Origin of the sequence: Methylomonas subterranea (genome assembly GCF_024505185.1) — a bacterium.
Classification (GTDB): Bacteria; Pseudomonadota; Gammaproteobacteria; order Methylococcales; family Methylomonadaceae; genus Methylomonas; species Methylomonas subterranea.
Genome location: NZ_JANIBJ010000012.1, coordinates 91444 through 116067 on the forward strand (window position 1 = coordinate 91444; position 24624 = coordinate 116067).

General features: G+C 52.2%; 26 protein-coding genes. 7 read left to right on the forward strand and 19 right to left on the reverse strand.

The window, feature by feature from the left end; genetic code table 11:
* Positions 1 to 5: 5 nt before the first annotated feature.
* The 3 genes from tatA to NP590_RS08270 all read right to left on the reverse strand — a co-directional run bounded on the left by tatA (position 6) and on the right by NP590_RS08270 (position 907).
* The gene (tatA, locus tag NP590_RS08260; RefSeq protein WP_256601853.1) at positions 6 to 224 is read right to left on the reverse strand and encodes a twin-arginine translocase TatA/TatE family subunit; all 219 of its coding nucleotides are present in this window, start codon (positions 222 to 224) and stop codon (positions 6 to 8) included.
* Positions 225 to 247: 23 nt separating this feature from the next.
* Complete coding sequence (locus NP590_RS08265) at positions 248 to 571, reverse strand: phosphoribosyl-ATP diphosphatase (RefSeq protein WP_256601854.1); 324 nt, start codon at positions 569 to 571, stop codon at positions 248 to 250.
* Positions 572 to 754: 183 nt separating this feature from the next.
* Complete coding sequence (locus NP590_RS08270) at positions 755 to 907, reverse strand: hypothetical protein (protein ID WP_256601855.1); 153 nt, start codon at positions 905 to 907, stop codon at positions 755 to 757.
* A 188-nt stretch (positions 908 to 1095) separates the two neighbouring features.
* Between NP590_RS08270 and NP590_RS08275 the strand changes: the two genes are divergently transcribed.
* From NP590_RS08275 to typA, 4 genes are all read left to right on the forward strand, one after another.
* On the forward strand, positions 1096 to 2001 hold the full coding sequence (locus tag NP590_RS08275; RefSeq protein WP_256601856.1) for a LysR family transcriptional regulator: 906 nt from the start codon (positions 1096 to 1098) through the stop codon (positions 1999 to 2001).
* A gap of 2 nt (positions 2002 to 2003) precedes the next feature.
* Positions 2004 to 2576: a class I SAM-dependent methyltransferase gene (locus NP590_RS08280; RefSeq protein WP_256601857.1), complete on the forward strand. Its 573-nt coding sequence runs from the start codon at positions 2004 to 2006 to the stop codon at positions 2574 to 2576.
* Positions 2577 to 2580: 4 nt separating this feature from the next.
* The gene (locus NP590_RS08285) at positions 2581 to 2973 is read left to right on the forward strand and encodes a rhodanese-like domain-containing protein (RefSeq protein ID WP_256601858.1); all 393 of its coding nucleotides are present in this window, start codon (positions 2581 to 2583) and stop codon (positions 2971 to 2973) included.
* A gap of 65 nt (positions 2974 to 3038) precedes the next feature.
* A complete protein-coding gene (gene typA / locus NP590_RS08290) occupies positions 3039 to 4847 on the forward strand; it encodes a translational GTPase TypA (protein WP_371927278.1) in 1809 nt (602 codons plus the stop codon).
* Positions 4848 to 5332: 485 nt separating this feature from the next.
* Here typA and glmS read toward each other — a convergent pair whose 3' ends face one another.
* From glmS to mnmG, 15 genes are all read right to left on the reverse strand, one after another.
* Positions 5333 to 7162, reverse strand: a complete 1830-nt coding sequence (gene glmS / locus NP590_RS08295; RefSeq protein WP_256601859.1) for a glutamine--fructose-6-phosphate transaminase (isomerizing) — start codon at positions 7160 to 7162, stop codon at positions 5333 to 5335.
* The gene (glmU, locus tag NP590_RS08300) at positions 7162 to 8583 is read right to left on the reverse strand and encodes a bifunctional UDP-N-acetylglucosamine diphosphorylase/glucosamine-1-phosphate N-acetyltransferase GlmU (protein WP_256601860.1); all 1422 of its coding nucleotides are present in this window, start codon (positions 8581 to 8583) and stop codon (positions 7162 to 7164) included. The genes glmS and glmU overlap by 1 nt, the downstream gene beginning before the upstream one ends.
* A gap of 72 nt (positions 8584 to 8655) precedes the next feature.
* The gene (locus NP590_RS08305; protein ID WP_256601861.1) at positions 8656 to 9078 is read right to left on the reverse strand and encodes a F0F1 ATP synthase subunit epsilon; all 423 of its coding nucleotides are present in this window, start codon (positions 9076 to 9078) and stop codon (positions 8656 to 8658) included.
* 29 nt (positions 9079 to 9107) lie between these two features.
* Positions 9108 to 10481 (reverse strand): F0F1 ATP synthase subunit beta, encoded by a 1374-nt coding sequence (gene atpD, locus NP590_RS08310; protein WP_256601862.1) that lies wholly within the window; start codon positions 10479 to 10481, stop codon positions 9108 to 9110.
* 43 nt (positions 10482 to 10524) lie between these two features.
* Positions 10525 to 11388, reverse strand: coding sequence for a F0F1 ATP synthase subunit gamma (gene atpG / locus NP590_RS08315; RefSeq protein WP_256601863.1), 864 nt, complete (start codon positions 11386 to 11388; stop codon positions 10525 to 10527).
* A gap of 10 nt (positions 11389 to 11398) precedes the next feature.
* Positions 11399 to 12940, reverse strand: coding sequence for a F0F1 ATP synthase subunit alpha (gene atpA, locus NP590_RS08320; RefSeq protein WP_305888638.1), 1542 nt, complete (start codon positions 12938 to 12940; stop codon positions 11399 to 11401).
* Positions 12941 to 12961: 21 nt separating this feature from the next.
* Positions 12962 to 13492 carry a F0F1 ATP synthase subunit delta gene (locus NP590_RS08325; protein WP_256601864.1) on the reverse strand — a complete coding sequence of 177 codons (531 nt, stop codon included), beginning with the start codon at positions 13490 to 13492 and terminating at the stop codon, positions 12962 to 12964.
* 3 nt (positions 13493 to 13495) lie between these two features.
* Positions 13496 to 13969: a F0F1 ATP synthase subunit B gene (locus tag NP590_RS08330; RefSeq protein ID WP_256601865.1), complete on the reverse strand. Its 474-nt coding sequence runs from the start codon at positions 13967 to 13969 to the stop codon at positions 13496 to 13498.
* 108 nt (positions 13970 to 14077) lie between these two features.
* Positions 14078 to 14362, reverse strand: coding sequence for a F0F1 ATP synthase subunit C (gene atpE / locus NP590_RS08335; protein WP_013821063.1), 285 nt, complete (start codon positions 14360 to 14362; stop codon positions 14078 to 14080).
* A 47-nt stretch (positions 14363 to 14409) separates the two neighbouring features.
* Complete coding sequence (gene atpB, locus NP590_RS08340; protein WP_256601866.1) at positions 14410 to 15174, reverse strand: F0F1 ATP synthase subunit A; 765 nt, start codon at positions 15172 to 15174, stop codon at positions 14410 to 14412.
* Between the two features lie 18 nt (positions 15175 to 15192).
* Positions 15193 to 15561 (reverse strand): ATP synthase subunit I, encoded by a 369-nt coding sequence (locus NP590_RS08345; RefSeq protein WP_256601868.1) that lies wholly within the window; start codon positions 15559 to 15561, stop codon positions 15193 to 15195.
* Positions 15562 to 15863: 302 nt separating this feature from the next.
* Positions 15864 to 16715, reverse strand: a complete 852-nt coding sequence (locus NP590_RS08350; RefSeq protein ID WP_256601869.1) for a ParB/RepB/Spo0J family partition protein — start codon at positions 16713 to 16715, stop codon at positions 15864 to 15866.
* The gene (locus NP590_RS08355) at positions 16712 to 17488 is read right to left on the reverse strand and encodes a ParA family protein (protein ID WP_256601870.1); all 777 of its coding nucleotides are present in this window, start codon (positions 17486 to 17488) and stop codon (positions 16712 to 16714) included. Before NP590_RS08355 ends, NP590_RS08350 begins: the two co-directional genes overlap by 4 nt.
* Positions 17481 to 18107, reverse strand: coding sequence for a 16S rRNA (guanine(527)-N(7))-methyltransferase RsmG (rsmG, locus tag NP590_RS08360; RefSeq protein ID WP_256601871.1), 627 nt, complete (start codon positions 18105 to 18107; stop codon positions 17481 to 17483). Before rsmG ends, NP590_RS08355 begins: the two co-directional genes overlap by 8 nt.
* The gene (mnmG, locus tag NP590_RS08365) at positions 18107 to 19975 is read right to left on the reverse strand and encodes a tRNA uridine-5-carboxymethylaminomethyl(34) synthesis enzyme MnmG (RefSeq protein ID WP_256601872.1); all 1869 of its coding nucleotides are present in this window, start codon (positions 19973 to 19975) and stop codon (positions 18107 to 18109) included. Before mnmG ends, rsmG begins: the two co-directional genes overlap by 1 nt.
* 68 nt (positions 19976 to 20043) lie before the next feature.
* Between mnmG and NP590_RS08370 the strand changes: the two genes are divergently transcribed.
* Genes NP590_RS08370 through NP590_RS08380 form a run of 3 tightly spaced genes read left to right on the forward strand, consistent with a single transcriptional unit; the run spans position 20044 to position 23282 of the window.
* Positions 20044 to 20274: a DUF7230 family protein gene (locus NP590_RS08370; protein ID WP_256601873.1), complete on the forward strand. Its 231-nt coding sequence runs from the start codon at positions 20044 to 20046 to the stop codon at positions 20272 to 20274.
* The gene (gene ribA / locus NP590_RS08375) at positions 20271 to 20879 is read left to right on the forward strand and encodes a GTP cyclohydrolase II (RefSeq protein WP_256601874.1); all 609 of its coding nucleotides are present in this window, start codon (positions 20271 to 20273) and stop codon (positions 20877 to 20879) included. The genes NP590_RS08370 and ribA overlap by 4 nt, the downstream gene beginning before the upstream one ends.
* A gap of 9 nt (positions 20880 to 20888) precedes the next feature.
* Positions 20889 to 23282, forward strand: a complete 2394-nt coding sequence (locus tag NP590_RS08380) for a Lon protease family protein (protein WP_256601875.1) — start codon at positions 20889 to 20891, stop codon at positions 23280 to 23282.
* 206 nt (positions 23283 to 23488) lie between these two features.
* Here NP590_RS08380 and NP590_RS08385 read toward each other — a convergent pair whose 3' ends face one another.
* The gene (locus NP590_RS08385) at positions 23489 to 24301 is read right to left on the reverse strand and encodes a sulfite exporter TauE/SafE family protein (RefSeq protein ID WP_256601876.1); all 813 of its coding nucleotides are present in this window, start codon (positions 24299 to 24301) and stop codon (positions 23489 to 23491) included.
* Between the last annotated feature and the right edge of the window lie 323 nt (positions 24302 to 24624).

Below are 24624 nucleotides of genomic sequence, written 5' to 3' on the forward strand. Positions count from 1 at the left end.
GCGACTTATGCCTGATCCTTTTCGGACTGTTTTGTGGCTTCGCCTTCCAGGGCTTCATCATCCTTTTCCGCCAGTTTTTTGTCTTCACTGCCTTCCTTCATGGCGCCGCGGAAACTTTTGATGGCCTCCCCCAGATCACCGCCGACATTTTTCAGACGCTTGGTGCCGAACACCAAAATGACAATTACCAGTATGATTAACAATTGAGTCATGCTGACACCCATAGGGTACCTCCTAATTGGTTAGTTTAATGGGACGAACCGCGCCGCGCTTTTTCCTCTAAACCGGACAGGCCAAAACGCCGTTGCAGTTCGCTTATGACCTGTTGCGGCCCTAAACCCTGATCCGCCAGCATCACCATGCAGTGAAACCATAAATCGGCGGTTTCATAAATAATTTTGTCCTTATCACCGTCTTTTGCCGCAAGCACCGTCTCCGTGGCTTCTTCGCCGATTTTTTTCAGAATATGGTCCAGACCCTTGGCGTACAGACTGGCCACATAGGATTGATCGGCGGTCTGTTGTTTGCGCTGTTCCAGAACATCGGCCAACTGCTGTAAAACATCGTTCATAAAATAGTTACTCGTTAATCCGTTGCGGAAAAATCATAGCACGTTGCCCGACTCCCCTAAACGACGGGCAAAAAAAAACCTCTCGATGCTTGCGCAAGGAGAGGTAAAAAACCAAGCAGAGTACTATGAGGAGGGTCCGCTTGAAATTACAACACCAGGAGGTAGTTACAAATTCTGTAAAGATTAACCGCTGATACGCGTTTTATTGGCCATGTTGCTGAATATGGCGCTGCTTGCAAACAATACGGTTGAAATAACAAATAAACCTGAGAAAAAGCTTAAAAGACCCGAGATAAACAGTGAACCAATCAGGATATCCTTGCTTAAGTCGTTCATTTAGTATTAGTTCCTCTTAAATTCAGTATGAATATTGACAAAGCGCGCTTGCTTTGCTCTTCAGTTGCTGCTTACTATACAGTATAAAAAAATGTTTACAATTAGGCGTTTATAAAATACATTGTATACGTATAAGAAATAATAGAAATGTCAAATATTTTTTGTAGCCCTCAACCAATGAGCCGCCCATGGACAAACTAACCAGCATGAACGTATTTGTGCGCGTCGCCAAGGCGGGCAGCTTTGCCGGAGCCGCCAAGGACCTGGATATTTCCAGAGCCATGGCCACAAAACACATCATGCAACTTGAAAGCGAGCTCAATACGCGCTTGTTCAATCGTACGACGCGAAGCTTAAGTCTGACTGAAGCCGGAGAAGAATATCTGGAGCGCTGTCAGCAAGTCTTGTTGGACGTGCAGGAAATGGAATCCGCCGTCACCAAACTGCAAACCGAACCGCGAGGCGTGCTTAAAATCTGCGCACCACCGGTCATCGGCGCCACGCATATAGCCCCCGGGCTCACGGAATATCTGAAAAATTATCCGGACCTATCGGTGGAAATGGTCTTAAAGGGCGGCCAAGTGGATTTAATCGACGAAGGGGTCGATATCGCCATATATTTGGGGCAGCTCAACGATACCAGCTTGGTTGCACGCAAACTGGCCAGTTCCTCACTGGTAGTATGTGCTTCGCCGGATTATTTGAAAGCCCACGGCACTCCGCAAGATCCGGAAGATCTGGACGACCACAGTTGCCTGATCAACTGGGCTATACCTCCGCGCAATAAATGGCGGTTTAAGGGCATCCTGGGCGATCGCACCATCACGGTAACCGGCCGTATGCAAGCGAACATGGCCGACCCCATCCGCAATGCGGCGGTCAACGGACTGGGGCTGATTATGTTGCCGCGTTACATCGTCGGGCGCGATATCGAGCTGGGCCGCTTGCAAGTGATCATGGAACAATATGCCATCAGTCCCCTGGCCATTTATGCGGTTTATCCGCATCGAAAATACCTCTCCGCCAAAGTCCGTTCTTTTCTGGATTTTATTCAGGGCTGGCTGCCGCATCGAATTGGCATGGATCCGCCCTGATCATGTTACAAGCCAAATGGGACGGCATTTATGCCGATAATGCGCATACGCCTCATATAGCCGAAGTCTTATCTGCTCATCTCCATCTGCTGCCCGTCCGGGGCAGAGCATTGGATTTGGCTTGCGGTCTGGGCGGTAACGCCCTTATGTTGGCCGAGCAGGGTTTACGGGTCGATGCATGGGATATTTCTCGGGTCGCCCTATCGCACTTACAAAATCAGGCCGAACAACATCGCTTACAAATCGCCACCCGCCAAGTCGTGCTAACCCCCGACAAGCTGCCCCGGAATCGATTTGATGTAATTGTCATCAGTCGTTTTCTTGACCGCAGCCTGTGTAATGCGATAATGGCCGCTTTAAAAACCGACGGCTTGCTGTTTTATCAAACATTTATCCGCCACAAACTTGATCAGCAAGGCCCCAGCAATCCGGATTATTTACTGGAATGCAATGAACTTCCGCAGTTGTTCTCCCCATTAACCCTGGTCTTTTATCAAGAGTACGCCCGTATAGGCGATCTGCGGCACGGCAACCGAAACGAAGCTTGCTATATCGGACAAAAACCAACCCGGTAATACTATGATTGAAAATCTCGACCCCCAACAAGCCTGGGCAGTGCTGCAGGATAACCCCGCCGCTGTAATGATTGACGTCAGAACCTCCATCGAGCACAGTTTTGTCGGCCACCCGCCCAAGGCTATACATGTAGCGTGGAAGGAATTTCCCGGCATGCAGTTGAATCCCTATTTTGTCGAGCAAGTACAGCAGCACGCGCCGGATAAAACCGCTCCTGTCCTACTGTTGTGCCGTAGTGGCGTGCGCTCGGTCGATGCCGCCAAGGCACTGGAAACCGCCGGCTACCGACATCTGATCAACATTCTGGACGGTTTTGAAGGCCCCCTGGATGAACATAAACACCGCAACACTGTCGGCGGCTGGCGTTTTCACGGCCTGCCTTGGCAACAAAGTTGATTTTTTCAGGATCGGTTAACCCCCATCCAGCCTACAATTTCCTTAAAAATCCCAAGTAAATTCCTGTGATAGAAAAACTCAGAAACATCGCGATCATCGCTCACGTCGACCACGGCAAAACCACTCTGGTCGATCAACTTTTGCAACAATCCGGCACCTTCGATGCGCATACCAAAGTCGATGAACGGGTGATGGACTCCAACGCGCTGGAAAAAGAAAGAGGCATCACCATTCTGGCGAAAAACACCGCGATCGACTGGAACGGCTATCACATCAACATCGTCGACACCCCGGGCCACGCTGATTTCGGCGGCGAAGTCGAGCGGGTATTGTCCATGGTTGATTCGGTTTTATTGTTAGTGGACGCCGTCGACGGCCCAATGCCGCAAACCCGCTTCGTCACCAAAAAAGCCTTTGCCCTGGGTTTAAAACCCATTGTCGTCATCAATAAAGTCGATAGGCCGGGCGCCCGGCCCGATTGGGTTGTCGATCAAACCTTCGATTTGTTCGACAACCTGGGCGCAACAGACGAGCAACTGGATTTTCCGATTGTCTATGCCTCGGCGTTGAATGGTTTTGCCGGGCTGGAAGCCGACGTATCCGGCGGAGATATGACACCGCTGTTTCAAACCATAGTCGATAGAGTGGCCCCGCCCCCCGTTGACGTTGACGCGCCGTTCCAAATGCAGGTCATCAGCCTGGATTACAACTCTTACGTGGGCGTGATCGGTATTGGCCGGATTCAGCACGGCAAAGTCACCCGTAATATGCCGTTGACCATCGTCGATAACGAAGGCAAAACCCGCAACGGCCGTATGCTGAAACTATACGGTTTCCATGGCCTGGAGCGCGTCGAAGTCGAAAGTGCGCAAGCGGGCGATATCATTGCCTTCTGCGGTATCGAGAATTTAAAAATCTCGGAAACCTTGTGCGACCCGAATAACGTGGCGGCCATGCCGCCGCTATCGGTCGACGAGCCGACGGTAAGCATGACCTTCCAGGTCAATAATTCGCCGTTCGCGGGCAGGGAAGGTAAATTCATCACCACCCGGCAAATTTACGATAGGTTGCAAAAAGAACTGCAACATAACGTTGCTTTGGGGGTTGAAACCACGGACGATCCGGATAAATTTAAAGTTTCGGGTCGCGGCGAACTGCATTTATCGGTGTTGATCGAAAACATGCGCCGTGAAGGTTTCGAACTGGGCGTATCGCGTCCGCAGGTGATTATCAAGGAAATCGATGGGGTTAAATCCGAACCCTATGAAAATGTCACCATTGAAGTGGAAGAACAACATCAAGGTACCATCATGGAAAAACTGGGCGATCGCAAAGGCGACCTGAAAGACATGGTACCGGATGGCAAGGGCCGTATCCGCTTGGAATATGTCGTGCCATCCCGCGGCTTGCTGGGCTTCCAAACCGAATTTTTGACCGCAACCTCCGGTTCGGGCTTGTTCTATCACGTGTTCGACCATTATGGCCCGGTAAAAGAAGGCGCGGTAGGCAATCGGGTTCGCGGCGTACTGATTTCCATGTCCAAGGGCAAAGCGGTGGATTACTCCTTATTCCCGCTACAAGCGCGCGGCGAACTGCTGGTGGTGAATGGCGATGAAGTCTACGAAGGTCAACTGGTCGGCATCCATTCGCGTAGCAATGATTTGGTGGTCAACCCCACCAAGCCCAAGCCGTTAACCAACATTCGCGCGGCCGGTACCGACGACAGTTTGACCTGCGCAAAAATCCAAAAAATGACCCTGGAACAGGCATTAGAGTTTATCAGTGACGATGAATTAGTCGAAGTGACGCCCAAATCGATTCGTCTGCGTAAAATCCTATTGACGGAAAACGACAGAAAACGCGCATCCAGATAGGCCACACAAAAAACCGATCTCTTGGACGCCAAAAGATCGGTATGTATTCGGCCAAACCAGCCGCCAATTCCGATAATAAGGCGACTGCGGAAAAGACCATGCCAGCCGGGGCTTAACGAGAATATGCCATTTTGGTAATACCGGGTTACGCTCCTGGCAGGCTTCGACTTTCCGCATGTCCTGCTTGGCGAGGGAAGGCCCGTTATTCATAGCGATTGCGGCAAAGTCCGACGATGGGTTTGAGCCTTTCCAGGTCATGGTCTTTGCCCATCAAGCATGGTTTGGGTGTCCACCGACAGTGCGCCATTTCAGTGTGTAGGTTAACAGGGTTGGATAGGCGGCGATGTTGAGGAGAGCCTATTTTACTTTTGGGGACGGATGTTTTTCGGAAATCGCTTTAATTGCCACTGTTTTTGAATTGGCGGGCGAAAACCGACCCGCCTCTCGACTGTGAAAGAGTTTTCGTTGACCAAATGCTTCAGCGATTATTCCACCGTTACCGATTTGGCCAGATTGCGTGGCTGGTCGACATCGGTGCCTTTCAATACCGCGACATGATAGGACAGCAATTGCAGCGGTATGGTGTAAATGATCGGCGAAATGATGTTAGCGACACTGGGCATCTTGATGATTTGCACATTTTCATCGCCGGCGTCCGCCAGGGTCTCATCCATGAACACGATTAACTGGCCGCCGCGGGCGCTGACTTCCTGAATGTTGGATCGGAGTTTTTCCAGCAGGTTGTTATTGGGCGCCACGGTGACCACCGGCATTTCGGCATCGATCAGCGCCAATGGGCCGTGTTTCAATTCACCGGCCGGATAGGCTTCGGCATGAATGTAGGAAATCTCCTTCAGTTTCAGCGAACCTTCCATGGCGATGGGGTAGTGAGTACCGCGGCCCAGAAACAGAGCGTTTTGCTTGTCGGCAAAGCGTTGCGACAGTACTTCTATGGCCTCGTCCAGTTTCAACACCTTTTCGATGTTACCGGGCAAGCCGAACAACTCGGAAACGATTTTATCCTCCAATTCCCGGCTTAGTTCGAACCGACGGCCGACCGCGATCAACAGCAACAGCAATGCCACCAATTGTGTGGTGAAGGCCTTGGTGGAAGCGACGCCGATTTCCGGACCAGCCCGGGTCATCATCACCAGATCGGACTCGCGAACCAACGAACTCTCGGGAACATTACAGATGACCAGCGAGTGTTTGACGCCCAGTTTTTTGGCTTCCTGCAAGGCCGCCAGCGTATCGGCGGTCTCTCCGGATTGGGAAATGGTCACTACCAGGGTATCGGCGGAAATGACCGGATTGCGGTAGCGGAATTCGCTGGCCACTTCGATAGCGCAGGGCACGCGGGCGTATTTTTCGAACCAGTAACGCGCCACCAGTCCGGAGTGGTAGCTGGTGCCGCAGGCCAAAATCAGTACCGATTTGATTTGGTCGAACACTTCGGCGGCATTGTGGCCGAAGGCGGTGTCTTGCAGTTTGTTATTGACGAAACGGCCTTCCAGGGTTTCCGAAACAGCCCAGGCCTGCTCGTATATTTCCTTCAACATGTAGTGGCGGTACTTACCTTTATCGACCGAGTCGGCTTTCAACTGGCTTTCGATCACTGGTCTTACCACGCGCTTGCCATTCTCGTCCTGAATGCTGGCGCCGTTGATGGTCAATTCGGCAATATCGCCGTCTTCCAAAAAAATGAAGCGCTGGGTAACCGGGAGCAGAGCGGCAATATCGGAGGCGATGAAATACTCGCCGATGCCGATGCCGATGACCAAGGGGCTACCCTTGCGGCAGGCGATCAGCACGTCTGGCTGGTCGGCGTGCACCACGCCCAGCGCATAGGCGCCCTGCAAGGTGACGATAGTACGTTTTACCGCTGCCAGCAAGTCGTCATTTGCCTGCAATTCCTGGGCGATTTTATGCACGATGACTTCGGTATCGGTTTCCGAGGTAAAGACGTAACCATCCTGTTGCAGTGCGGTACGCAAATGATCGTGGTTTTCGATGATACCGTTATGTACCACGGCCACTTTGTCCTTGCTGATATGCGGGTGGGCATTATGCGTGCTGGGCTTGCCGTGGGTGGCCCAGCGGGTGTGCGCTATGCCGACATTACCCGCTATGGGGTCGGCGGCAAGCAAGGCTTCCAAGCCCTTGACCTTACCCAGTTCCCTCTTGCGGAATATTTCGCCCTGATTGACCACCGCCAGCCCGGCGGAGTCGTAGCCTCTATACTCAAGGCGCTTCAACCCTTCGATCAGAATAGGCACTACGTTGCGTTGTGCAATACCTGCGACGATGCCACACATTATTCTTTCTCCGACTTATAGGGATGTAAGGAGTGCGGAAGATTGTCCGGAACAATCTCTGCCTTTACCGGCCGCTGCCAACCGGGTATGCTGATTTGCTTGGCACGGCTGAGCGTCAGCTGATCGGCCGGCGTGTCTCTGGTAATGGTTGAACCCGCACCTATGGTGGCGTTCCTCCGTACTGTCACCGGCGCCACCAATTGGGTGTCCGAACCAATGAACGCGCCGTCTTCGATTATGGTTTTAAATTTGTTGACGCCATCGTAGTTGCAAGTGATGGTGCCGGCGCCGACATTAACCCTTGCGCCAATCTCGCTGTCGCCAATATAGCTCAAATGATTGATTTTACTACCATTGGCCACTGTGGATTTTTTGACTTCTACAAAATTGCCGATATGCACATGCCCAGCCAGTTCGGTTTGCGGACGTAGGCGGGCAAATGGGCCGATACGACTGTCCGCGCCGATGACCGCATCCTCGATCACGCAATTGGCCAGGATTTCCACGCCCTCGGCGATGGTGGAGTTTTTGATCAGACAATTGGGGCCGATTTTTACATTGGATCCTACGCTGTTGACGCCTTCAAATACCACATTGACGTCGATATCGATATCCTGACCCAAATCGGCGAATGAGCCGCGTACTTCTATCCGGTTCGGATCCCGCAGAGTAACGCCTTTTTCCATCAACATTTGCGCCTGCTCAAGCTGGTAGACTCGTTCCAGATGAGCCAGCTGAGCGCGATTGTTCACACCAAGTACTTCGTCGGCGCTATGGGCCTGAGTGGTATCGATTGTCAAGCCGTCCTCTACCGCCATTTCTATAATGTCGGTCAAATAATATTCATTTTGGGCGTTGTTATTACTCAGCCGCGATAACCAATTTTTCAACTGCTTGCCTTTACAGGCCAAGATGCCGGTATTGCCTTCGTTGATTCGCAGTTCCGCTTCATTGGCGTCCTTTTGCTCGACGATCTTGAGTACGGCATGATCCTTATCCCTGACGATGCGGCCATAACCCGTCGGATCATCCAGCGTCACGGTCAACAAGGCCAGTGAGGTTGCGCTGACTTTTGTTAGCAAGGTTTTCAAGGTAGCGGCTTTCAATAAGGGCACGTCGCCGTACAAAACCAATACCGTATCGCCATCCTCCACATGATGGATGGCCTGCTGTACGGCGTGGCCGGTTCCCAATTGCAGCCGCTGTTCTATCCAGGTGGCATTCAGGTGGCTAAGGGTTTGCTTGACCGTTTCTCCACCGTGTCCGTAAATGATGTAGATCTTGTTGTCCGGCAGCATCCGACTAGTCTCGTGGACGTGTTGCAGCAGCGCCTTGTTGGCAATTTCATGCAACACCTTCGGGCGGGACGATCGCATCCGAGTGCCTTGGCCGGCGGCCAAAATGATGGTTTTTATCGACATGTCTTATTCCTTTAAACAAAAAAGCCCGATGACGCAGGCGTTATCGGGCTTATAGTTTACGAGACTAAATTGTTACGATCCACGTTTTCTTAATCTTTCCAGTGTTCTCAGCTGCATGACGGCTTCGGCCAATTGCGCCTGGGCGCGGGCGTAATCGACTTTGCCGGATTTGTCGGTCAACAGTTCTTCGGCGCGGGCCTTGGCTTGCAGGGCCTGCGCTTCATCAATATCGTGAGCCCTTATAGCCGTATCGGCCAACACGGTCACCACATGCGGTTGTACTTCCAGCAAACCGCCGGAAACATAAAACTCCTGGCTTTCCTTATCGCTGATCTTCACCCGCACTTCACCGGGTTTCAGTTTGGTAATCAACGGTGCGTGGCGTGGCGCAATACCCACCTCGCCCAATTCCGCCGGCGCGAACAGCATCTCGGCCAAACCCGAATAGACTTCCTGCTCGGCACTGACGATGTCAACGTGTATGGTCATGGCCATTCCTGATCTCTCTCCACTTCATTAAAGGATTACATGCCCTTGGCTTTTTCAATGGCTTCGTCGATGGTGCCGACCATGTAAAACGCTTGTTCCGGCAGGTTGTCGTAATCGCCGTTAATGATACCCTTGAAACCGGCGATGGTTTCTTTCAGTGAAACGTATTTGCCGGGTGAGCCGGTAAATACTTCGGCCACGAAGAAGGGTTGCGACAGGAATCGTTGAATTTTACGCGCCCGGGATACGGTCAGTTTGTCTTCCTCGGACAACTCGTCCATACCCAGAATGGCGATGATGTCGCGCAATTCCTTGTAACGCTGCAAAATACCTTGCACCGAACGGGCGGTTTCGTAATGTTCCTGACCGATCACCAGTGGATCCAGCTGACGGCTGGTGGAATCCAAAGGATCGATAGCCGGGTAAATACCCAACTCGGCGATTTGACGCGACAATACCACGGTAGCGTCCAAATGCGCGAAAGTCGTGGCTGGCGATGGGTCGGTCAAGTCGTCCGCGGGTACGTATACCGCTTGGATAGAAGTAATGGAACCGGTTTTGGTGGAGGTGATACGTTCCTGCAGAACCCCCATTTCCTCGGCCAGGGTAGGCTGGTAACCTACCGCGGAAGGCATACGGCCCAGCAGCGCGGATACTTCGGTACCGGCCAGGGTGTAACGGTAAATGTTATCGACAAAGAACAGTACGTCGCGGCCTTCGTCGCGGAAAAATTCCGCCATGGTCAGACCGGTCAACGCCACGCGCAAACGGTTTCCGGGCGGCTCGTTCATTTGGCCGTACACCAGCGATACTTTGTCGATAACGTTGGAATCGGTCATTTCATGATAGAAGTCGTTACCTTCGCGGGTACGCTCGCCGACGCCGGCGAATACCGAGAAACCGCTGTGTTCGATAGCGATGTTGCGGATCAACTCCATCATGTTGACGGTCTTGCCCACGCCGGCACCGCCGAACAGGCCGACCTTACCGCCCTTGGCGAACGGGCAAACCAAATCGATTACCTTGATGCCGGTTTCCAGCAACTCGTTGGCGGGCGCTTGCTCGTCGTAGGATGGCGCATCGCGGTGGATGACCCATTTTTCCTTCTCGCCGATCGGACCTTTTTCGTCGATGGCTTCACCCAACACATTCATGATACGGCCCAGCGTAGCCTGACCGACGGGTACTTTAATCGCATCGCCGGTATTGCTGACTTCCACGCCACGGCTCAAGCCATCGGTCGAACCCATCGCAATGGTACGAACCACGCCGTCACCCAATTGTTGTTGAACTTCCAGCACCAAACCGCCTTTTACATTCAGCGCATCGTATACTTTCGGCAGGTTGTCGCGCGGAAATTCCACGTCCACCACCGCGCCGATAATCTGAACGATTTTACCCAAACTCATTGTGTCGTCCTCTATAAAAATCTATCTAAACTTGTGAAATGCGTTAAACAGCGGCCGCGCCGGCAACAATTTCCGAAATTTCCTGCGTGATTGCCGCTTGTCTGGCTTTGTTGTACACAAGTTGCAATTCTTTAATGATATTTCCGGCGTTGTCGGAAGCACTCTTCATTGCAACCATGCGGGCGGCCTGTTCGCAGGCATTGTTTTCTACCAGTCCTTGATAAACGATGGACTCGACATAGCGCTGCAGCAAATGATCCAGAACTTCCTTGGCACCGGGCTCGTACAGATAATCCCAATGTCCGCTCAAGTCCTCTTCCAGATCGCCCGCCACCACCGGCAACAACTGCGTCATCATCGGCTTTTGGGTCATGGTGTTTACAAACTCGTTATTGATGACGTGCAGCTGATCTATGCTGCCGCTTTCGTAAGCGTCCAACATGATTTTAATCACGCCGATAACGTCAATCTGATGCGGAGTATCGCCCAACTTGGCCACCTGACCAATTACGTTAGCGTTGATATTGCTAAAGAAATTGGCCGCCTTGCCACCCACCGTGCAAATATCGATTTCAATGTTGCGGCTGTTCCATTGCTGCATCTGGTTCAGGATGGTCCTGAACAGATTGGCATTCAATCCGCCGCACAAACCTCTGTCGGAGCTGATCACAATGATGCCGACTCGTTTTACTTCGCGCTCAATCATGTACGGATGTTTATATTCCGGATTGGCGTGAGACAGATGGTTGATGATCTGGCTGATCTTTTTGGAATAGGGCCGGGTCGCCTGCATGCGGTCTTTGGTTTTACGCATTTTACTTGCGGCCACCATCTCCATGGCGCGGGTGATCTTTTGAGTATTCTTGATACTGGCGATCTTGGTACGTATTTCTTTGCCAACAGCCATGGACTATCCTTTACCAGCTACTTGTTTTAATGAAACGCTCAATGGCTGCGTGCATGCCATTTTTGATTTCATCGCTGAAGTCGCCTGTTTGATTGATTTTCGCCATCAAATCCGCCTCTTCCGCTCTCATGAATGACAGCAACGCAGACTCGAAATCCCGAACTTTTTTCACTTCCAGATTATCCAGGAAGCCGGCGTTGGCCGCATACAAGGAAACACCCATTTCGGCCACCGACATCGGCGCATATTGGTTTTGTTTCATCAATTCGGTGACGCGTTGGCCGCGTTCAATTTGCTTACGGGTACTTTCGTCCAGATCGGAGGCGAATTGGGCAAATGCAGCCAGTTCGCGGAACTGCGCCAAGTCCAGACGAATACCGCCGCCCAGCTTCTTGATAATCTTGGTTTGCGCGGCGCCACCCACCCGGGATACCGACAGACCGGCATTCACCGCCGGACGGATACCTGAGTTGAACAGACCGGTTTCCAGGAATATCTGGCCGTCCGTAATCGAAATGACGTTGGTTGGAACGAATGCGGAAACATCGCCGCCCTGGGTTTCGATAATCGGCAATGCGGTCAATGAACCGGTTTTGCCTTTCACTTTGCCCTCGGTAAGCTTTTCTACTTCGTCGGCATTGATACGCGCGGCACGCTCCAGCAAGCGGGAGTGGATGTAGAACACGTCGCCAGGATAGGCTTCACGGCCTGGAGGACGACGCAACAACAGCGAGATTTGCCGATAAGCCCAAGCTTGCTTGGTCAAATCGTCGTAAATGATCAGCGCGTCTTCACCTCTGTCGCGGAAGTATTCGCCCATCGAGCAACCGGTATACGGTGCAATAAATTGCAGTGCGGCCGATTCGGATGCGGAGGCTACCACCACGATGGTGTGTTCCATCGCGCCATGTTCTTCCAGCTTACGAACCACATTAGCGATAGAGGAACGTTTTTGGCCGATGGCAACATAAATACATTTAATGCCGGTGCCTTTTTGATTGATGATCGCATCGACGGCAATCGCGGTTTTACCGGTTTGACGGTCACCGATGATCAGCTCGCGTTGGCCGCGGCCGACGGGAATCATCGAGTCGATGGCTTTCAAACCGATTTGTACCGGTTGGTCGACCGACTGTCTGGCGATAACGCCCGGTGCAATTTTTTCGATCGGTGATGACAGATTGGTATCGATAGCACCTTTGCCATCAATCGGTTGACCCAGTGCATCTACCACGCGACCTAGCAAAGCTTCACCAACCGGCACTTCCAAAATTCTGCCGGTGCATTTTACGGTGTCGCCTTCGGTAATATGTTGGTAAGCACCCAACATAACCACACCAACGGAATCCCTTTCCAGGTTTAAGGCCATGCCATAGGAGCCGCCGGGAAATTCCAGCATTTCGCCCTGCATTGCGTCCGACAAACCGTGTACGCGAACGATACCGTCGGTCACGCTGACCACGGTTCCTTCCGAGTGCGCCTCAATTTGGGCGTCGAAATTTTCGATCTTCTTTTTGATCAGATCACTTATTTCAGATGGATTTAATTGCATTATATTTTCCCGATCTGGCTCTTAGAGCCTTTTGGCTAATTGATGAAGCTGGCCACTGACAGAACCATCCAATACTTTATCGCCGGCTTTGGCCAAGATGCCGCCAATCAATGATTTATCGATTGATACCACCGCATTGACCTTTTTCTTGAGCTGTTTTTCCAGCATAGCGACATATTTGTTCTGTTCAGCCTTGGTTAACGCATAGGCACTGTAAAGATCGACATTAACGTAACCTTCGTCTTGCGCTTTATATTCTTCATACAAAGCCGAGATGTTTGGCAGCAATTTCAATTTACCATTTTGAATTAACAATTTGAGTAAATTAATGACCTCGGCTTCGACTTGATCCAGGCAAATATCCAGCAGCAGCTGCTGAATTTTTTCCTTGCTGACTCTGGGATTGTTGACGATTTTCGCCATTTCCGTGTCTTGAACGGTCAAAGCCAAAAATTGCAGCGCTTCCGCCCATTTTGCCGCATTGCCTGCCTCTTTTGCCCGCTTGAATGCGGCTTCTGCGTAAGGTCTTGCTAATGTCGCTAATTCAGTCATTGCTTACCCTAATTGTTCCGCGGTTCTGTTAAGAAGATCCTGATGCTTGGCTTTGTCGATTTCTTCTTTCAAAATCTGTTCGGCGGCGCGCAAGGCCAAGGCGGATACTTCCTTGCGCAGGTTTTCCCTGGCTTGCAGCATTTCCTGCTCGATTTGAGCCTTGGCCGCTTCCAGTAAACGCTCGCCTTCCTTTTGGGCCTGCATTTTGGACTCTTCCACCAGCTCGTTCGCGCGTTTTTGCGCCGAACCGATAATTTCAGCCGACTTTTCCTTGGCTTCCTTCAGAACGGTTTTGGCTTTCTTTTCCGCCAATTTGATTTCTTCCTGACCTCTTTCGGCCGCGGCCAATCCTTCCGCTATCTTTACTTTACGCTCTTCAAGCGCGGCAATGATGGGCGGCCAGATATACTTCATGGTCAACCAAACCAGAAGCGAAAACGTGATCATCTGCCCGATCAGAGTAGCATTGATACTCATTGATGGTTTCCTCGATATGCTGTTGTCATTGGTATCTGTTTACCAATCGCCATTTGGCGGCAATTGTTTTAAAGACAGCCGTCTTTGCTGAACAGATCAATCTTTTTATCAACCCGCGGCGGATTGAACAGCTGAAAGGAATGGGTTTGCAAAGGTGAAAAACAAGGCCATGCCAACGCCGATCATGGACACCGCGTCAAGCAGACCGGCTACGATAAACATTTTGACCTGTAACATTGGAACCAATTCGGGTTGGCGCGCTGCACCTTCCAAAAATTTACCGCCCAGCAAACCGAAACCGATCGCGGTACCGATAGCACCCAAGCCCAAAATAATACCAACTGCAATGACGGTGAAGCCTTGTACGTTGGCTACTAATGATGCGAGTTCCATAGTGTCTCCTAAATGTATATCAAATAATAAAAAAAATACGTTGAGCTTTAGTGATCTTCATGCGCCAGACTTAAATAAACAATGGTCAACACCATGAATATGAAAGCCTGTAAAGTGATAACTAAAATGTGAAATATTGCCCACGGAAAACCCAGCAAAGGCTGTACGACCGGCGGCAACAAAGCAATCAGGATGAACACCAATTCACCGGCATACAGGTTACCGAATAACCGCAATGCCAACGAAATGGGTTTGGCAAGTTCTTCAACCACCTTCAACATCAGGTTGAAGGGCATCAACCAAGGTCCGAAAGGCGTACAGGTCATTTCCTTGATAAAACCGAAAATGCCCTTGACCTTGATGCTGTAAAAGAAAATCAGGAAAAAAACGCTTAAAGATAAAGCGAAGGTACCGTTCAAATCGGTACTAGGCACAACTCGCATGTATTCCATGCCCATCAAGCTACCGATCATAGGCAATAAATCCACCGGCAGCATATCCATGGCATTCCACAGGAAAACCCAGCAGAAAATCGTCAACGCCAGCGGGGCAATCAATTCGCTGCGGCCGTGAAAGGTGTCCTTGACCTGGGTATCGACAAATTCGACTATCATCTCGGCGAAGTTCTGCGCCAGACCCGGCACGCCGGAGGTGGCCCGTTCCGCCACGGATTTGAAAAACCAGATAAACAAACAGCCCAATACCGCCGAAAAAAACAGGGTATCCAGATGCAATGTCCAAAATCCCTCACCCACCGATAATGGTGTCAAGTGATGGACAATATAACCTGTAGCGCCACCTTCACTAGCCATTTTGCCTCGCAATAAAAACTAATCGCGCCAGTAAATCAGCGCGAACCAAAAAACCGATAACATTGCCGCATAGCCAGCCAGCAATATCAAAAAATCAACAGACGGGATCTGTAACGCAATGGCGAACAATGCCGCCGTCAGAATGAATTTAACGGCCTCGCCACTGTAAAACGCATTCAGGATACCTTGCGGCTCTCTTTGTCTGGCAAGATATATCTTGAATGCAAAATAACCATTAGGCAGCAGCGCAATTCCGCAACCAAGAACGGACGATAAAAAGTATTTCCAACCGCCCATCATAAAAAAGCCCGACGCCACCAAAGCGGCCATCAGGACTTGCGCGTACAATATTTTCCCGACAGTAGAAAATTGATTTTCGACTGCCATTTTGTACCCCTCGACTGTTAAGCGTTGCGATTATATCCAGCACACTGTCTTAAAGCAAGGAAGCAGGTTTTAAGGGGGTGTTAAGCCAGCTGATATAGCCAGCTTTCGCTCCGGCTTAAGCGGTCAAATGTCGTTTGGCCACGATTGCACCCACACCTAATCCCAGTTCTGTACTACAAATTACATGCCATCCAATAAGTCATTGATTTTAATAAGATCTTAAATAAGCTTGCATGTAACAAACCCCACAAAGCCCGCAACTACCCTATGGATAATGTTGTTTTTACCTCAAGGACCGTTGTTTAATTGATTTTTCTGATTATGCCTTCCAGCTCTTCCAAGCTGGTATAGCTGAATATCAACTTGCCCTTGCCGTTGTCCAGGTGATTGATCTCGACCTTTGCTCCGGTTTTTTCGCTCAATTCGCGTTGCAAGCGCAAAGTATCCGGATCGACCCTTTTTACCGCGACGGGCTTTATTTCGTTTTGCTCGCGAACCATTTTTTCGACGGCGCGCACTGTCAACCCCTGCTTGACCGCCTTCTGGGCAATTTCTATCTGCTTGGCTTCGTCCAAGCCCAATAATGCCCGCGCGTGACCCATTTCCAGCAGACCTTTTCCCAGCATATGCTTGACTTCGGCGGCCAACTCCAACAACCTGAGCAAGTTGGTCACCGTGGTACGCGACTTTCCGACAGCCGTGGCGATTTGTTGATGCGTCAGTTCGAATTCGTCCTGCAGACGATGCAAGGCTTCGGCTTCTTCCAAAGCGTTTAAATCCTCGCGCTGGATATTCTCTATCAAGGCTATTGCCATCACCGTCCTGTCGTCTATATCCTTGACCAACACCGGTACTTCTTTCAAATCGGCCAGCTGAGCCGCCCGCCAACGCCGCTCGCCCGCTATGATTTCATACTTGTCAGCGGCGATTTTGCGCACGATGACGGGTTGAATAATGCCCTGGGCGGCAATCGAATCCGACAACTCCTTCAGCTTTTCCGGATCCATGTCCTTGCGCGGCTGATATTTGCCTCTTTGCAAGAATTCGATGGGCAGGGTATGCGCATTGTGAGTTTTTTCCGGGGTCGGCGCGGCGGCCACATCGCCCAATAATTCGCTCAAGCCGCGCCCCAAACCACGTTTTTTTTGCATCATTTTTTCGCCGCTTTTTCTTTTCTGATCATCTCGCCGGCCAGGGCAATATAGGCCACCGCGCCGCGCGAAGCCTTATCGTAGGTCATCACCGGCACCCCGTGACTTGGAGCCTCGGCCAGACGGATGTTTCTGGGAATGGTGGTTCTGAAGACTTTATCGCCAAAATATTCGATTAATTGATCGGACACATCCTTGCCCAGACGGCTGCGATTGTCGACCATGGTTCTTAAAATACCCTCCAATACCAAGCCGGGATTGACGGTATCACGGATGTTGCGCAGGGTCGACATCAACGACGACAAACCTTCCAGCGAATAATATTCGCACTGCATCGGAATCAATACGCTGTTGGCCGCCACCATGGCGTTCAAGGTAAGCATATTCAGCGACGGAGGGCAATCGATCAGAATGTAATCGTAATTTTCCTTAACCGGCAACAGGGCGTCGGCCAGACGCCGCTCCCGGTGTTGTGCCGTCATTAATTGCACTTCGGCGGCGGTCAGGTCGGCGTTACCGGGAATTAGATCAAAACCCAACGATTTATTCTTTATGATGATCTCGGAAACCGGCACCTCTTCCAACAGCAGCTCGCAACTGGAATATTCGATTTCCTCCTTGTTAACACCGCAGCCCATGGCCGCATTGCCTTGCGGGTCCAAATCCACCAATAACACTTTACGCTTGGTTGCGGCAAAAGCCGCCGCCAGATTAACGCTGGTGGTGGTTTTACCCACGCCACCCTTTTGATTGGTAATCGCGATAATCTTAGCCATGCTTTTGTCTCTCCAATAGAATCAAACAGCGCTCGGCCTCTATGCCCGGCACCAGCAAGGGAACCACAGTGTAATCCAGACTCAACTCGGCCAATTCCTGCTTGGGAATTTGACCCTTCATAGCCAGCAACAGGCCGTCATCGGCCAACAAATGACCGGTCAGGGTTAAAATATCCCGCATGCCCGCAAAGGCTCGGCAGATAACGGTGGAAAACAATTGTTGCGGCTTGAATAGTTCCACCCTGCCGTGCACCACTTCCACGTTTTTCAACTTTAATTCCAGCACCGCCTGCCGCACGAAACGGGTTTTCTTGGAATTGGAATCGACCAAGGTGAAACGGCAATCCGGTCTGCAGATGGCCAACGGAATGCCTGGCAAACCGGCCCCCGTGCCGATATCGGCGACACTCGGCGTCTTGATATGCGGCAAAATGGCCAGGCTATCCAATATATGCAGGCTGACCATCTCCAGCGGGTCTCGCACGGCGGTCAAATTATAGGCTTTGTTCCATTTCGCTATCAGTGCGATGAAACCCACCAGCGCCTCCCGCTGCCCTTGGTCAACCGACAAGCCCAATGCGGCCAGACCTTGCAACAGATTTTCACGGCAGTCTTCCATCAAGCGCTTTTCTTTTTCAAATGCACCAACAATAACGAAATCGCCGCCGGAGTGATACCGGGAATCCTCGACGCCTGTCCCAAAGTCTCGGGCCGTTGTTTTTTGAGTTTTTCGCTGACTTCGTTCGACAAGCCGGACACCAGGCTGTAATCGACATTATCCGGAAGCTTCAAATGCTCGTAGCGTTGGGCGCGGTTGATTTCGGTTTGCTGCCTGTCAATGTAACCGGCATATTTGGCCTGGATCGCCACCTGTTCGGCGACTTGTTCGTCGACTTCTGTTTCGCCACTGAAACGCAGCAGATTGTCGACATCCACTTCCGGCCGCCGCAGCATCTCCATCAGACTGGCTTCCTTCAACAACTTCTTTCCCCACAATTGCTCGGCCAGCGCGGCTTCGTCGGTTTCCGTCCTGATCCATTTTTTGGCCAGCTTGCCTTGCAGGTTGGCAATGGCTTCGCGTTTTTCCTCGAACCGCCGCCAACGCGCATCGTCGACCAAACCCATTGCGCGGCCTTGTTCGGTCAAGCGCAGATCGGCATTGTCCTCGCGCAATTGCAGCCGGTATTCGGCGCGGCTGGTAAACATACGGTAGGGCTCGGCGGTACCTCGGGTGATCAGATCGTCTATCATGACGCCAATATAGGCCTCTTCCCGACCAGGACACCAGCTTTCCAGACCTTGCGCCAGGCGGGCGGCATTCAAGCCGGCAATCAAGCCCTGCGCGGCGGCTTCCTCGTATCCAGTAGTGCCGTTGATCTGGCCGGCGAAGAACAGAGCGCGCATGTGCTTGGTTTCCAGCGAGGTTTTCAAGTCGCGCGGATCGAAAAAGTCGTATTCAATCGCATAACCGGGACGGACGATTTCGGCGTTTTCGAAGCCCAGCATGCTGCGAATGAAGCGATATTGAATGTCGAAGGGCAGACTGGTGGAGATGCCGTTCGGATAAACCTCATTGGTGGTCAAACCTTCCGGCTCGACGAAAATCTGGTGCGAATCGCGGTCTGCAAAACGCACCACCTTGTCCTCGATGGACGGGCAATAGCGCGGGCCGACGCCCTCGATGATGCCGGAATACATCGGCGAGCGATCCAGACCGGAGCGAATGATATCGTGGGTTTGCTGGTTGGTGCGGGTGATGTGGCAGCAGATTTGCCGGGGATGCTGTTCACGGCTGCCCATGAACGAGAATACCGGCAGCGGCGTGTCGCCGTGCTGTTCCTGCAATTTGCTGTAATCGATGGTTCTGCCATCGATGCGCGCCGGCGTGCCGGTTTTCAGGCGGCCGACCCGAAACGGCAACTCGCGCAGACGCTCGGCCAGCGCAATCGACGCCGCGTCGCCGGCCCGGCCGCCGCTATAATTTTCCAGACCAATATGTATGCGACCGGCCAAAAAGGTGCCGGCGGTCAGCACCACCGCCTTGGCGTTAAACTCCAGTCCCATTTGGGTTTTGACGCCGGTTACCCTATCGCCTTGCACGATCAAATCCGACACGGTTTGCTGAAACAGCGCCAGATTGGGCTGGTTTTCCAAGGCCGCGCGCACGGCCTGTTTGTACAGCATGCGATCGGCCTGCGCCCGCGTCGCCCGCACCGCCGGACCCTTGCTGGCGTTTAAAATCCGGAACTGAATCCCGCCCTTATCTATGGCTTGCGCCATGATACCGCCCAAGGCGTCGACTTCCTTGACCAGGTGCCCCTTGCCTATGCCACCTATGGCCGGGTTACAGCTCATTTGCCCCAGAGTTTCGATATTTTGCGACAACAACAAGGTTTGCGCGCCGGTCCGCGCAGCCGCCAGGGCCGCCTCGGTACCGGCATGGCCGCCGCCAACCACGATCACATCAAAGTCTTTCTGGAATTTCACAGGCAATCTATGTTCAAATAAACGGTTCGAAATAAATTGGCATTTTAATAGCTTATGGAGAAAAAAGCATGAGAAAACAAAACAAAGCCAAGGGCTTGAACGAGCTGTCCTTGAAAAATCCGGTGGCAAAATTTGCCCACCAGTTCAATAAGACCCAGGTTTATAAAGACAAACGCCGCTATCAGCGTAAAGCCAAACACTCGGGCCTGGAGCCTTTCTCAATCGTTTCCCTGGAGACGATTGAGAAAGGCTCGGCTTTTGCCGTTAAAACCGCGCAGCAAGGATTTCAACATCTGTGAAAGCAACCGTAGAAGATAAAGTTCAAACCCGGATTCCCACCAAGCACGGCGAATTCATCCTGCACTACTACAGCAACAACCTCGACGACAAGGAACACGTGGCTTTCGTCAAGGGCGAAGTCGCCGGCAAGGACAACGTGCCGGTGCGCATCCACTCCGAGTGCTTTACCGGCGACGTGCTGGGCTCCCGCCGTTGCGATTGCGGCGAGCAGCTGGATATGGCGCTGGATTTGATCAACCAGACCGGTTTCGGCGTGCTGATCTATATGCGCCAGGAAGGCCGCGGCATCGGCTTGTTGAAAAAGCTGCAAGCCTACAATCTGCAGGACCAAGGCCTGGATACCGTCGACGCCAACATCAAACTGGGCCATCTGGCCGACGAGCGCGAATACGACATCGCCGCGTTGATCCTGAACAGCTTGCAAGTGCATTCGATTGCGCTGATCACCAACAATCCGCATAAAATCGACGAATTGACCCAGTTGGGCATACAGGTCAACGACCGCATTCCCATCGAAACCCACATCCATCTCGACAATCTCGGCTATTTGAAAACCAAAGTGGAACGCATGCGCCATATCCTGAAAATGCCGGACAAAAAATAACACTCTCCCATGCTGGAACATTTAAAACTGCCGCCATCGGCCTTGAAACTGGCGCTCGACCTGTGCGAGCTCACACCCGGCCAAATTTCCCGGGCTCGCGGCATCGTCGGCCAGACCCGCGCTCAAGCCGCATTGGCATTCGGCGTGGCCATGAAGGCACCGGGCTACAATATTTTCGTGATGGGCGAACCGGGCACCGGCCGCCTGTCCATGGTCAGTCATTACTTAAATGGTCATGCCGAGCAACAGGAATCGCCACTGTCTTACGCTTATGTGGAGAATTTCGAAAATTCCCGCGAACCCGTCGCCGTGGAATTGCCGTCCGGCGAAGGCCAAGCCTTCAGTAAAGACATCGAGAAACTGATCGACAATATTCTGGCCACCTTTCCGGCCGCCTTCGAAAGCCCCAGTTATCAACAGAAAAAAACAGCCATCGAACGCCGCTTCAACCAACGCTACAACGCCGCCATCGATCTGGTCGATACCAAGGCCCGCGCCATGAGCGTGGCTCTTTACCGCGACAGCGACACCATTACCTTCCTGCCTATCAGCAACGACAAGGCGCTGGACGAAGAACAATTTACTCTCTTGCCGCAAGCCGAGCGTGATGCCTTTCATCAGCACACCGAAGAACTGGAAGAATATCTGGGCGACGTGCTGCTGGAGCTGCCGCAATGGCGCCGCACCCTGGTGGAAGAACTGCGGCAACTGGATACCGATACCATCAAACTGGCGTTGGAACCCCTGTTCAGCGAGCTCAACGGCAAATACCAAAACGTTGACGACGTCATTACCTATCTGGCCGAAGTCGAGAAAAACCTCGGCAACACCATCAGCAACTTTTTAATGCCCGGCCGCAATCAGGAAAGCCGGGAAAGTCCGGCCAAGCGGGCGATGCTGACCGAGCAGTATCTGCCCAATATACTGGTCGACTGCAAACACGACACCGCCGGCGCGCCGGTAATTTACGAGCCGCATCCGATTTATCAAAATCTGTTCGGCCGCATCGAATATGTCAGCGACCAAGGCACCCTGGTCACCAATTACCGGCGCATTTGCCCCGGTTCGTTGCATAGGGCCAACGGCGGCTATTTGATACTGGATGCGGAGAAAATTCTCACTTATCCATTCGTGTGGGAAGGTTTGAAGCGGGCACTGCAAGCCGGCAAAATCGAAATCGAATCGCCGTATTCGGAACTCGGCATCAATACCATCACGCTGAAACCTGAAGTGATTCCTCTGAACGTCAAAGTCGTTCTGGTCGGCTCGCGTGACATTTATTACCTGCTGGAAGAGCTGGATAGCGAGTTCAACGAGATGTTCCGGGTGTTGGCCGATTTCGACGACCATATCAAGCGCACGCCGGATCATATCGCCCAATTCACCCAATTGATGATTACGCAGGCGCGGGATTCCGGCGCCAAACCGCTGACCGACGCAGCCCTGCTACGCCTGATAGAACACAGCTGCCGGCTGGCGGAAAACCAGAACCGCCTGTCGGCCCACGTCAACCTGTGTCTGGAAATCATTGCCGAAGCCAACCTGCTGGCCGGCCAAACCAAGGCCGGCAGCATAGACAAAACCGAAATCGAACTGGCGCTGTCGGCGCGCGAGCAACGCAACGGCCGCATCGCCGAAGCCATTCTGGAAGAAATGCTGGATGGCACCATTCTGATCGACACCGACGGCACGGCCGTCGGCAAGGTCAACGGCCTGACCGTCATGGACATCGGCGGCAGCAGTTTCGGCGCGCCGGCCCGCATCACCACTACGGTACATCCCGGCTCGCGCGGTATCGTCGATATCGAACGCGAAGTGGAACTGGGCCAGCCCATCCATTCCAAGGGCGTGATGATTTTGAGCGGTTATCTCGGCCATTGCTACGCTCAGCAATTTCCCCTGGCCATTTCCGCCAGCATCGCCATGGAACAATCTTACGGCCACATCGACGGCGACAGCGCCTCGCTGGCCGAATTATGCTGCCTGATTTCCGCCTTGACCCGTATTCCCATCGATCAAGGCATGGCCTTGACCGGCTCCATCAATCAATACGGCGAAGTACAGGCCATAGGCGGCGTCAACGAAAAAATCGAGGGCTTCTTCAGCCTGTGCGCGGCGCGCGGCCTGACCGGCAAGCAGGCCGTCATCATCCCCGCGTCGAACAAGTCGAATCTGATGCTGAAACAGGAAGTCATCGCGGCCGTCGAGCAAGATTTGTTCGCCATTTACACTGTTTCCAACGTCGACGAAACCCTGAGCTTGTTAATGGGGCAAGACGCCGGCACGATGAACGCCGACGGCCAGTACCCGGAAGGCAGCATCAACTTTAAAGCCGTGGAACGCTTGAAGGAGATTTCAGATATGTCGGCGGACGACGACAAGGAAACCGAAACGGGCGCCTGAAGCGGATTCCGATTGAATCGGCGCAACCGGGATTTGGCTTTGCACAAATTCCAGGAATACGAATTGCTTCGCCCACGTTTCAAGAGCGTATCGTGAATATCGAGACAGTCCCTTCTCCCGGAGCGAGAAGGGAAAGCAGAATTTAGCCGCTGTTCAATTTTTCCGCGCCAGCCATGGCCTCATCAAAATATTACGGCAATTTGGTTTTACTGCAGTACAAATTTGACTCCAATCACCAACAACAGCGTTGCCAGCACCGGGCGTAGAAAATACTCCGGAATCCTGGCGCTCAAATGACTACCTACCCAGATACCCGGTACGGAGCCGAGCAACAAACTGCCCAGTAATTCCAGATCAAAATTGCCCAGACTCATGTGACCCAAACCCGCCACGGCGGTCAAGGGTATGGCGTGAGCCAGATCGGTACCCACTACCTTCAGCGTGCTCATGCGCGGATAGAGAAACAACAATGCCACGGTACCCAGCGCGCCAGCCCCCACCGAAGACAATGTAACCAACACACCCAAAACCATGCCCGTTGCCACCGTCGCCACTTTTTCCCAGCGCGGCGAAAAGCGGCCGCTATTATCCGACGAACTGTGTTCGTCATCGATTACCGACTGCTTGGCGGACAACCGTAATAAAACACTGCGCACCAACAAGGCAAATGCGGTCAGCAACAAGGCAATACCCAACGTAAAGGTAATCATGCCGGTAATTTCCTTGCCCACCGCCAACAGATTTTTCAAAACATACAGGGTGATTCCGGCGGAAGGCAAGCTACCCAGCGCCAACCATCCCACGATGTGCCATTCCACCGAACGGTGCTTGCCGTGATGGACGAAAACACCGGCCGTTTTGGTAATGGCCGCATACAGCAAATCGGTGCCCACCGCCACCGCCGGTTTAAATCCGAACAAAAACACCAGCAAGGGCGTCATCAACGACCCTCCTCCCACTCCGGTAATGCCCACCAACAACCCAACCGCAAAACCGGATGCCGTATACAGTAAATTCATGCCTATCGATGCCTCTAAATCGTCAAATGAAATAACTATATCAGCGCCGGTCATTTAACTTTAATGCTAAAAATACATATCTACATTTAATTTTTAGATATTGAATCCATGGCGTTCAGGCGAACGTTACTTTTATTCACTGAACAATCGCGCGCCATGTCCGCTTAAATCGATCCGAAAGTTCTCACGGATAGGCAATATTAAGAACGGAGGCGTAGGCCTAACGATCATTAAACTGGTGGTCACCCCGGCAAATGTAAAGCAGTCTCGTAGGAGCGACGCACAGTCGCGATGATGGCCTTGCGAATCGCGACTGTGCGTCG

What these genes read in the sequence shown, in the direction of transcription:
- tatA (WP_256601853.1), bottom strand. Translation starts at nt 224, where the DNA reads ATGGGTGTCAGCATGACTCAATTGTTAATCATACTGGTAATTGTCATT.
- NP590_RS08265 (WP_256601854.1), bottom strand. Translation starts at nt 571, where the DNA reads ATGAACGATGTTTTACAGCAGTTGGCCGATGTTCTGGAACAGCGCAAA.
- NP590_RS08270 (WP_256601855.1), bottom strand. Translation starts at nt 907, where the DNA reads ATGAACGACTTAAGCAAGGATATCCTGATTGGTTCACTGTTTATCTCG.
- NP590_RS08275 (WP_256601856.1), top strand. Translation starts at nt 1,096, where the DNA reads ATGGACAAACTAACCAGCATGAACGTATTTGTGCGCGTCGCCAAGGCG.
- NP590_RS08280 (WP_256601857.1), top strand. Translation starts at nt 2,004, where the DNA reads ATGTTACAAGCCAAATGGGACGGCATTTATGCCGATAATGCGCATACG.
- NP590_RS08285 (WP_256601858.1), top strand. Translation starts at nt 2,581, where the DNA reads ATGATTGAAAATCTCGACCCCCAACAAGCCTGGGCAGTGCTGCAGGAT.
- glmS (WP_256601859.1), bottom strand. Translation starts at nt 7,162, where the DNA reads ATGTGTGGCATCGTCGCAGGTATTGCACAACGCAACGTAGTGCCTATT.
- glmU (WP_256601860.1), bottom strand. Translation starts at nt 8,583, where the DNA reads ATGTCGATAAAAACCATCATTTTGGCCGCCGGCCAAGGCACTCGGATG.
- NP590_RS08305 (WP_256601861.1), bottom strand. Translation starts at nt 9,078, where the DNA reads ATGGCCATGACCATACACGTTGACATCGTCAGTGCCGAGCAGGAAGTC.
- atpD (WP_256601862.1), bottom strand. Translation starts at nt 10,481, where the DNA reads ATGAGTTTGGGTAAAATCGTTCAGATTATCGGCGCGGTGGTGGACGTG.
- atpG (WP_256601863.1), bottom strand. Translation starts at nt 11,388, where the DNA reads ATGGCTGTTGGCAAAGAAATACGTACCAAGATCGCCAGTATCAAGAAT.
- atpA (WP_305888638.1), bottom strand. Translation starts at nt 12,940, where the DNA reads ATGCAATTAAATCCATCTGAAATAAGTGATCTGATCAAAAAGAAGATC.
- NP590_RS08325 (WP_256601864.1), bottom strand. Translation starts at nt 13,492, where the DNA reads ATGACTGAATTAGCGACATTAGCAAGACCTTACGCAGAAGCCGCATTC.
- NP590_RS08330 (WP_256601865.1), bottom strand. Translation starts at nt 13,969, where the DNA reads ATGAGTATCAATGCTACTCTGATCGGGCAGATGATCACGTTTTCGCTT.
- atpE (WP_013821063.1), bottom strand. Translation starts at nt 14,362, where the DNA reads ATGGAACTCGCATCATTAGTAGCCAACGTACAAGGCTTCACCGTCATT.
- atpB (WP_256601866.1), bottom strand. Translation starts at nt 15,174, where the DNA reads ATGGCTAGTGAAGGTGGCGCTACAGGTTATATTGTCCATCACTTGACA.
- NP590_RS08345 (WP_256601868.1), bottom strand. Translation starts at nt 15,561, where the DNA reads ATGGCAGTCGAAAATCAATTTTCTACTGTCGGGAAAATATTGTACGCG.
- NP590_RS08350 (WP_256601869.1), bottom strand. Translation starts at nt 16,715, where the DNA reads ATGATGCAAAAAAAACGTGGTTTGGGGCGCGGCTTGAGCGAATTATTG.
- NP590_RS08355 (WP_256601870.1), bottom strand. Translation starts at nt 17,488, where the DNA reads ATGGCTAAGATTATCGCGATTACCAATCAAAAGGGTGGCGTGGGTAAA.
- rsmG (WP_256601871.1), bottom strand. Translation starts at nt 18,107, where the DNA reads ATGGAAGACTGCCGTGAAAATCTGTTGCAAGGTCTGGCCGCATTGGGC.
- NP590_RS08370 (WP_256601873.1), top strand. Translation starts at nt 20,044, where the DNA reads ATGAGAAAACAAAACAAAGCCAAGGGCTTGAACGAGCTGTCCTTGAAA.
- NP590_RS08380 (WP_256601875.1), top strand. Translation starts at nt 20,889, where the DNA reads ATGCTGGAACATTTAAAACTGCCGCCATCGGCCTTGAAACTGGCGCTC.
- NP590_RS08385 (WP_256601876.1), bottom strand. Translation starts at nt 24,301, where the DNA reads ATGAATTTACTGTATACGGCATCCGGTTTTGCGGTTGGGTTGTTGGTG.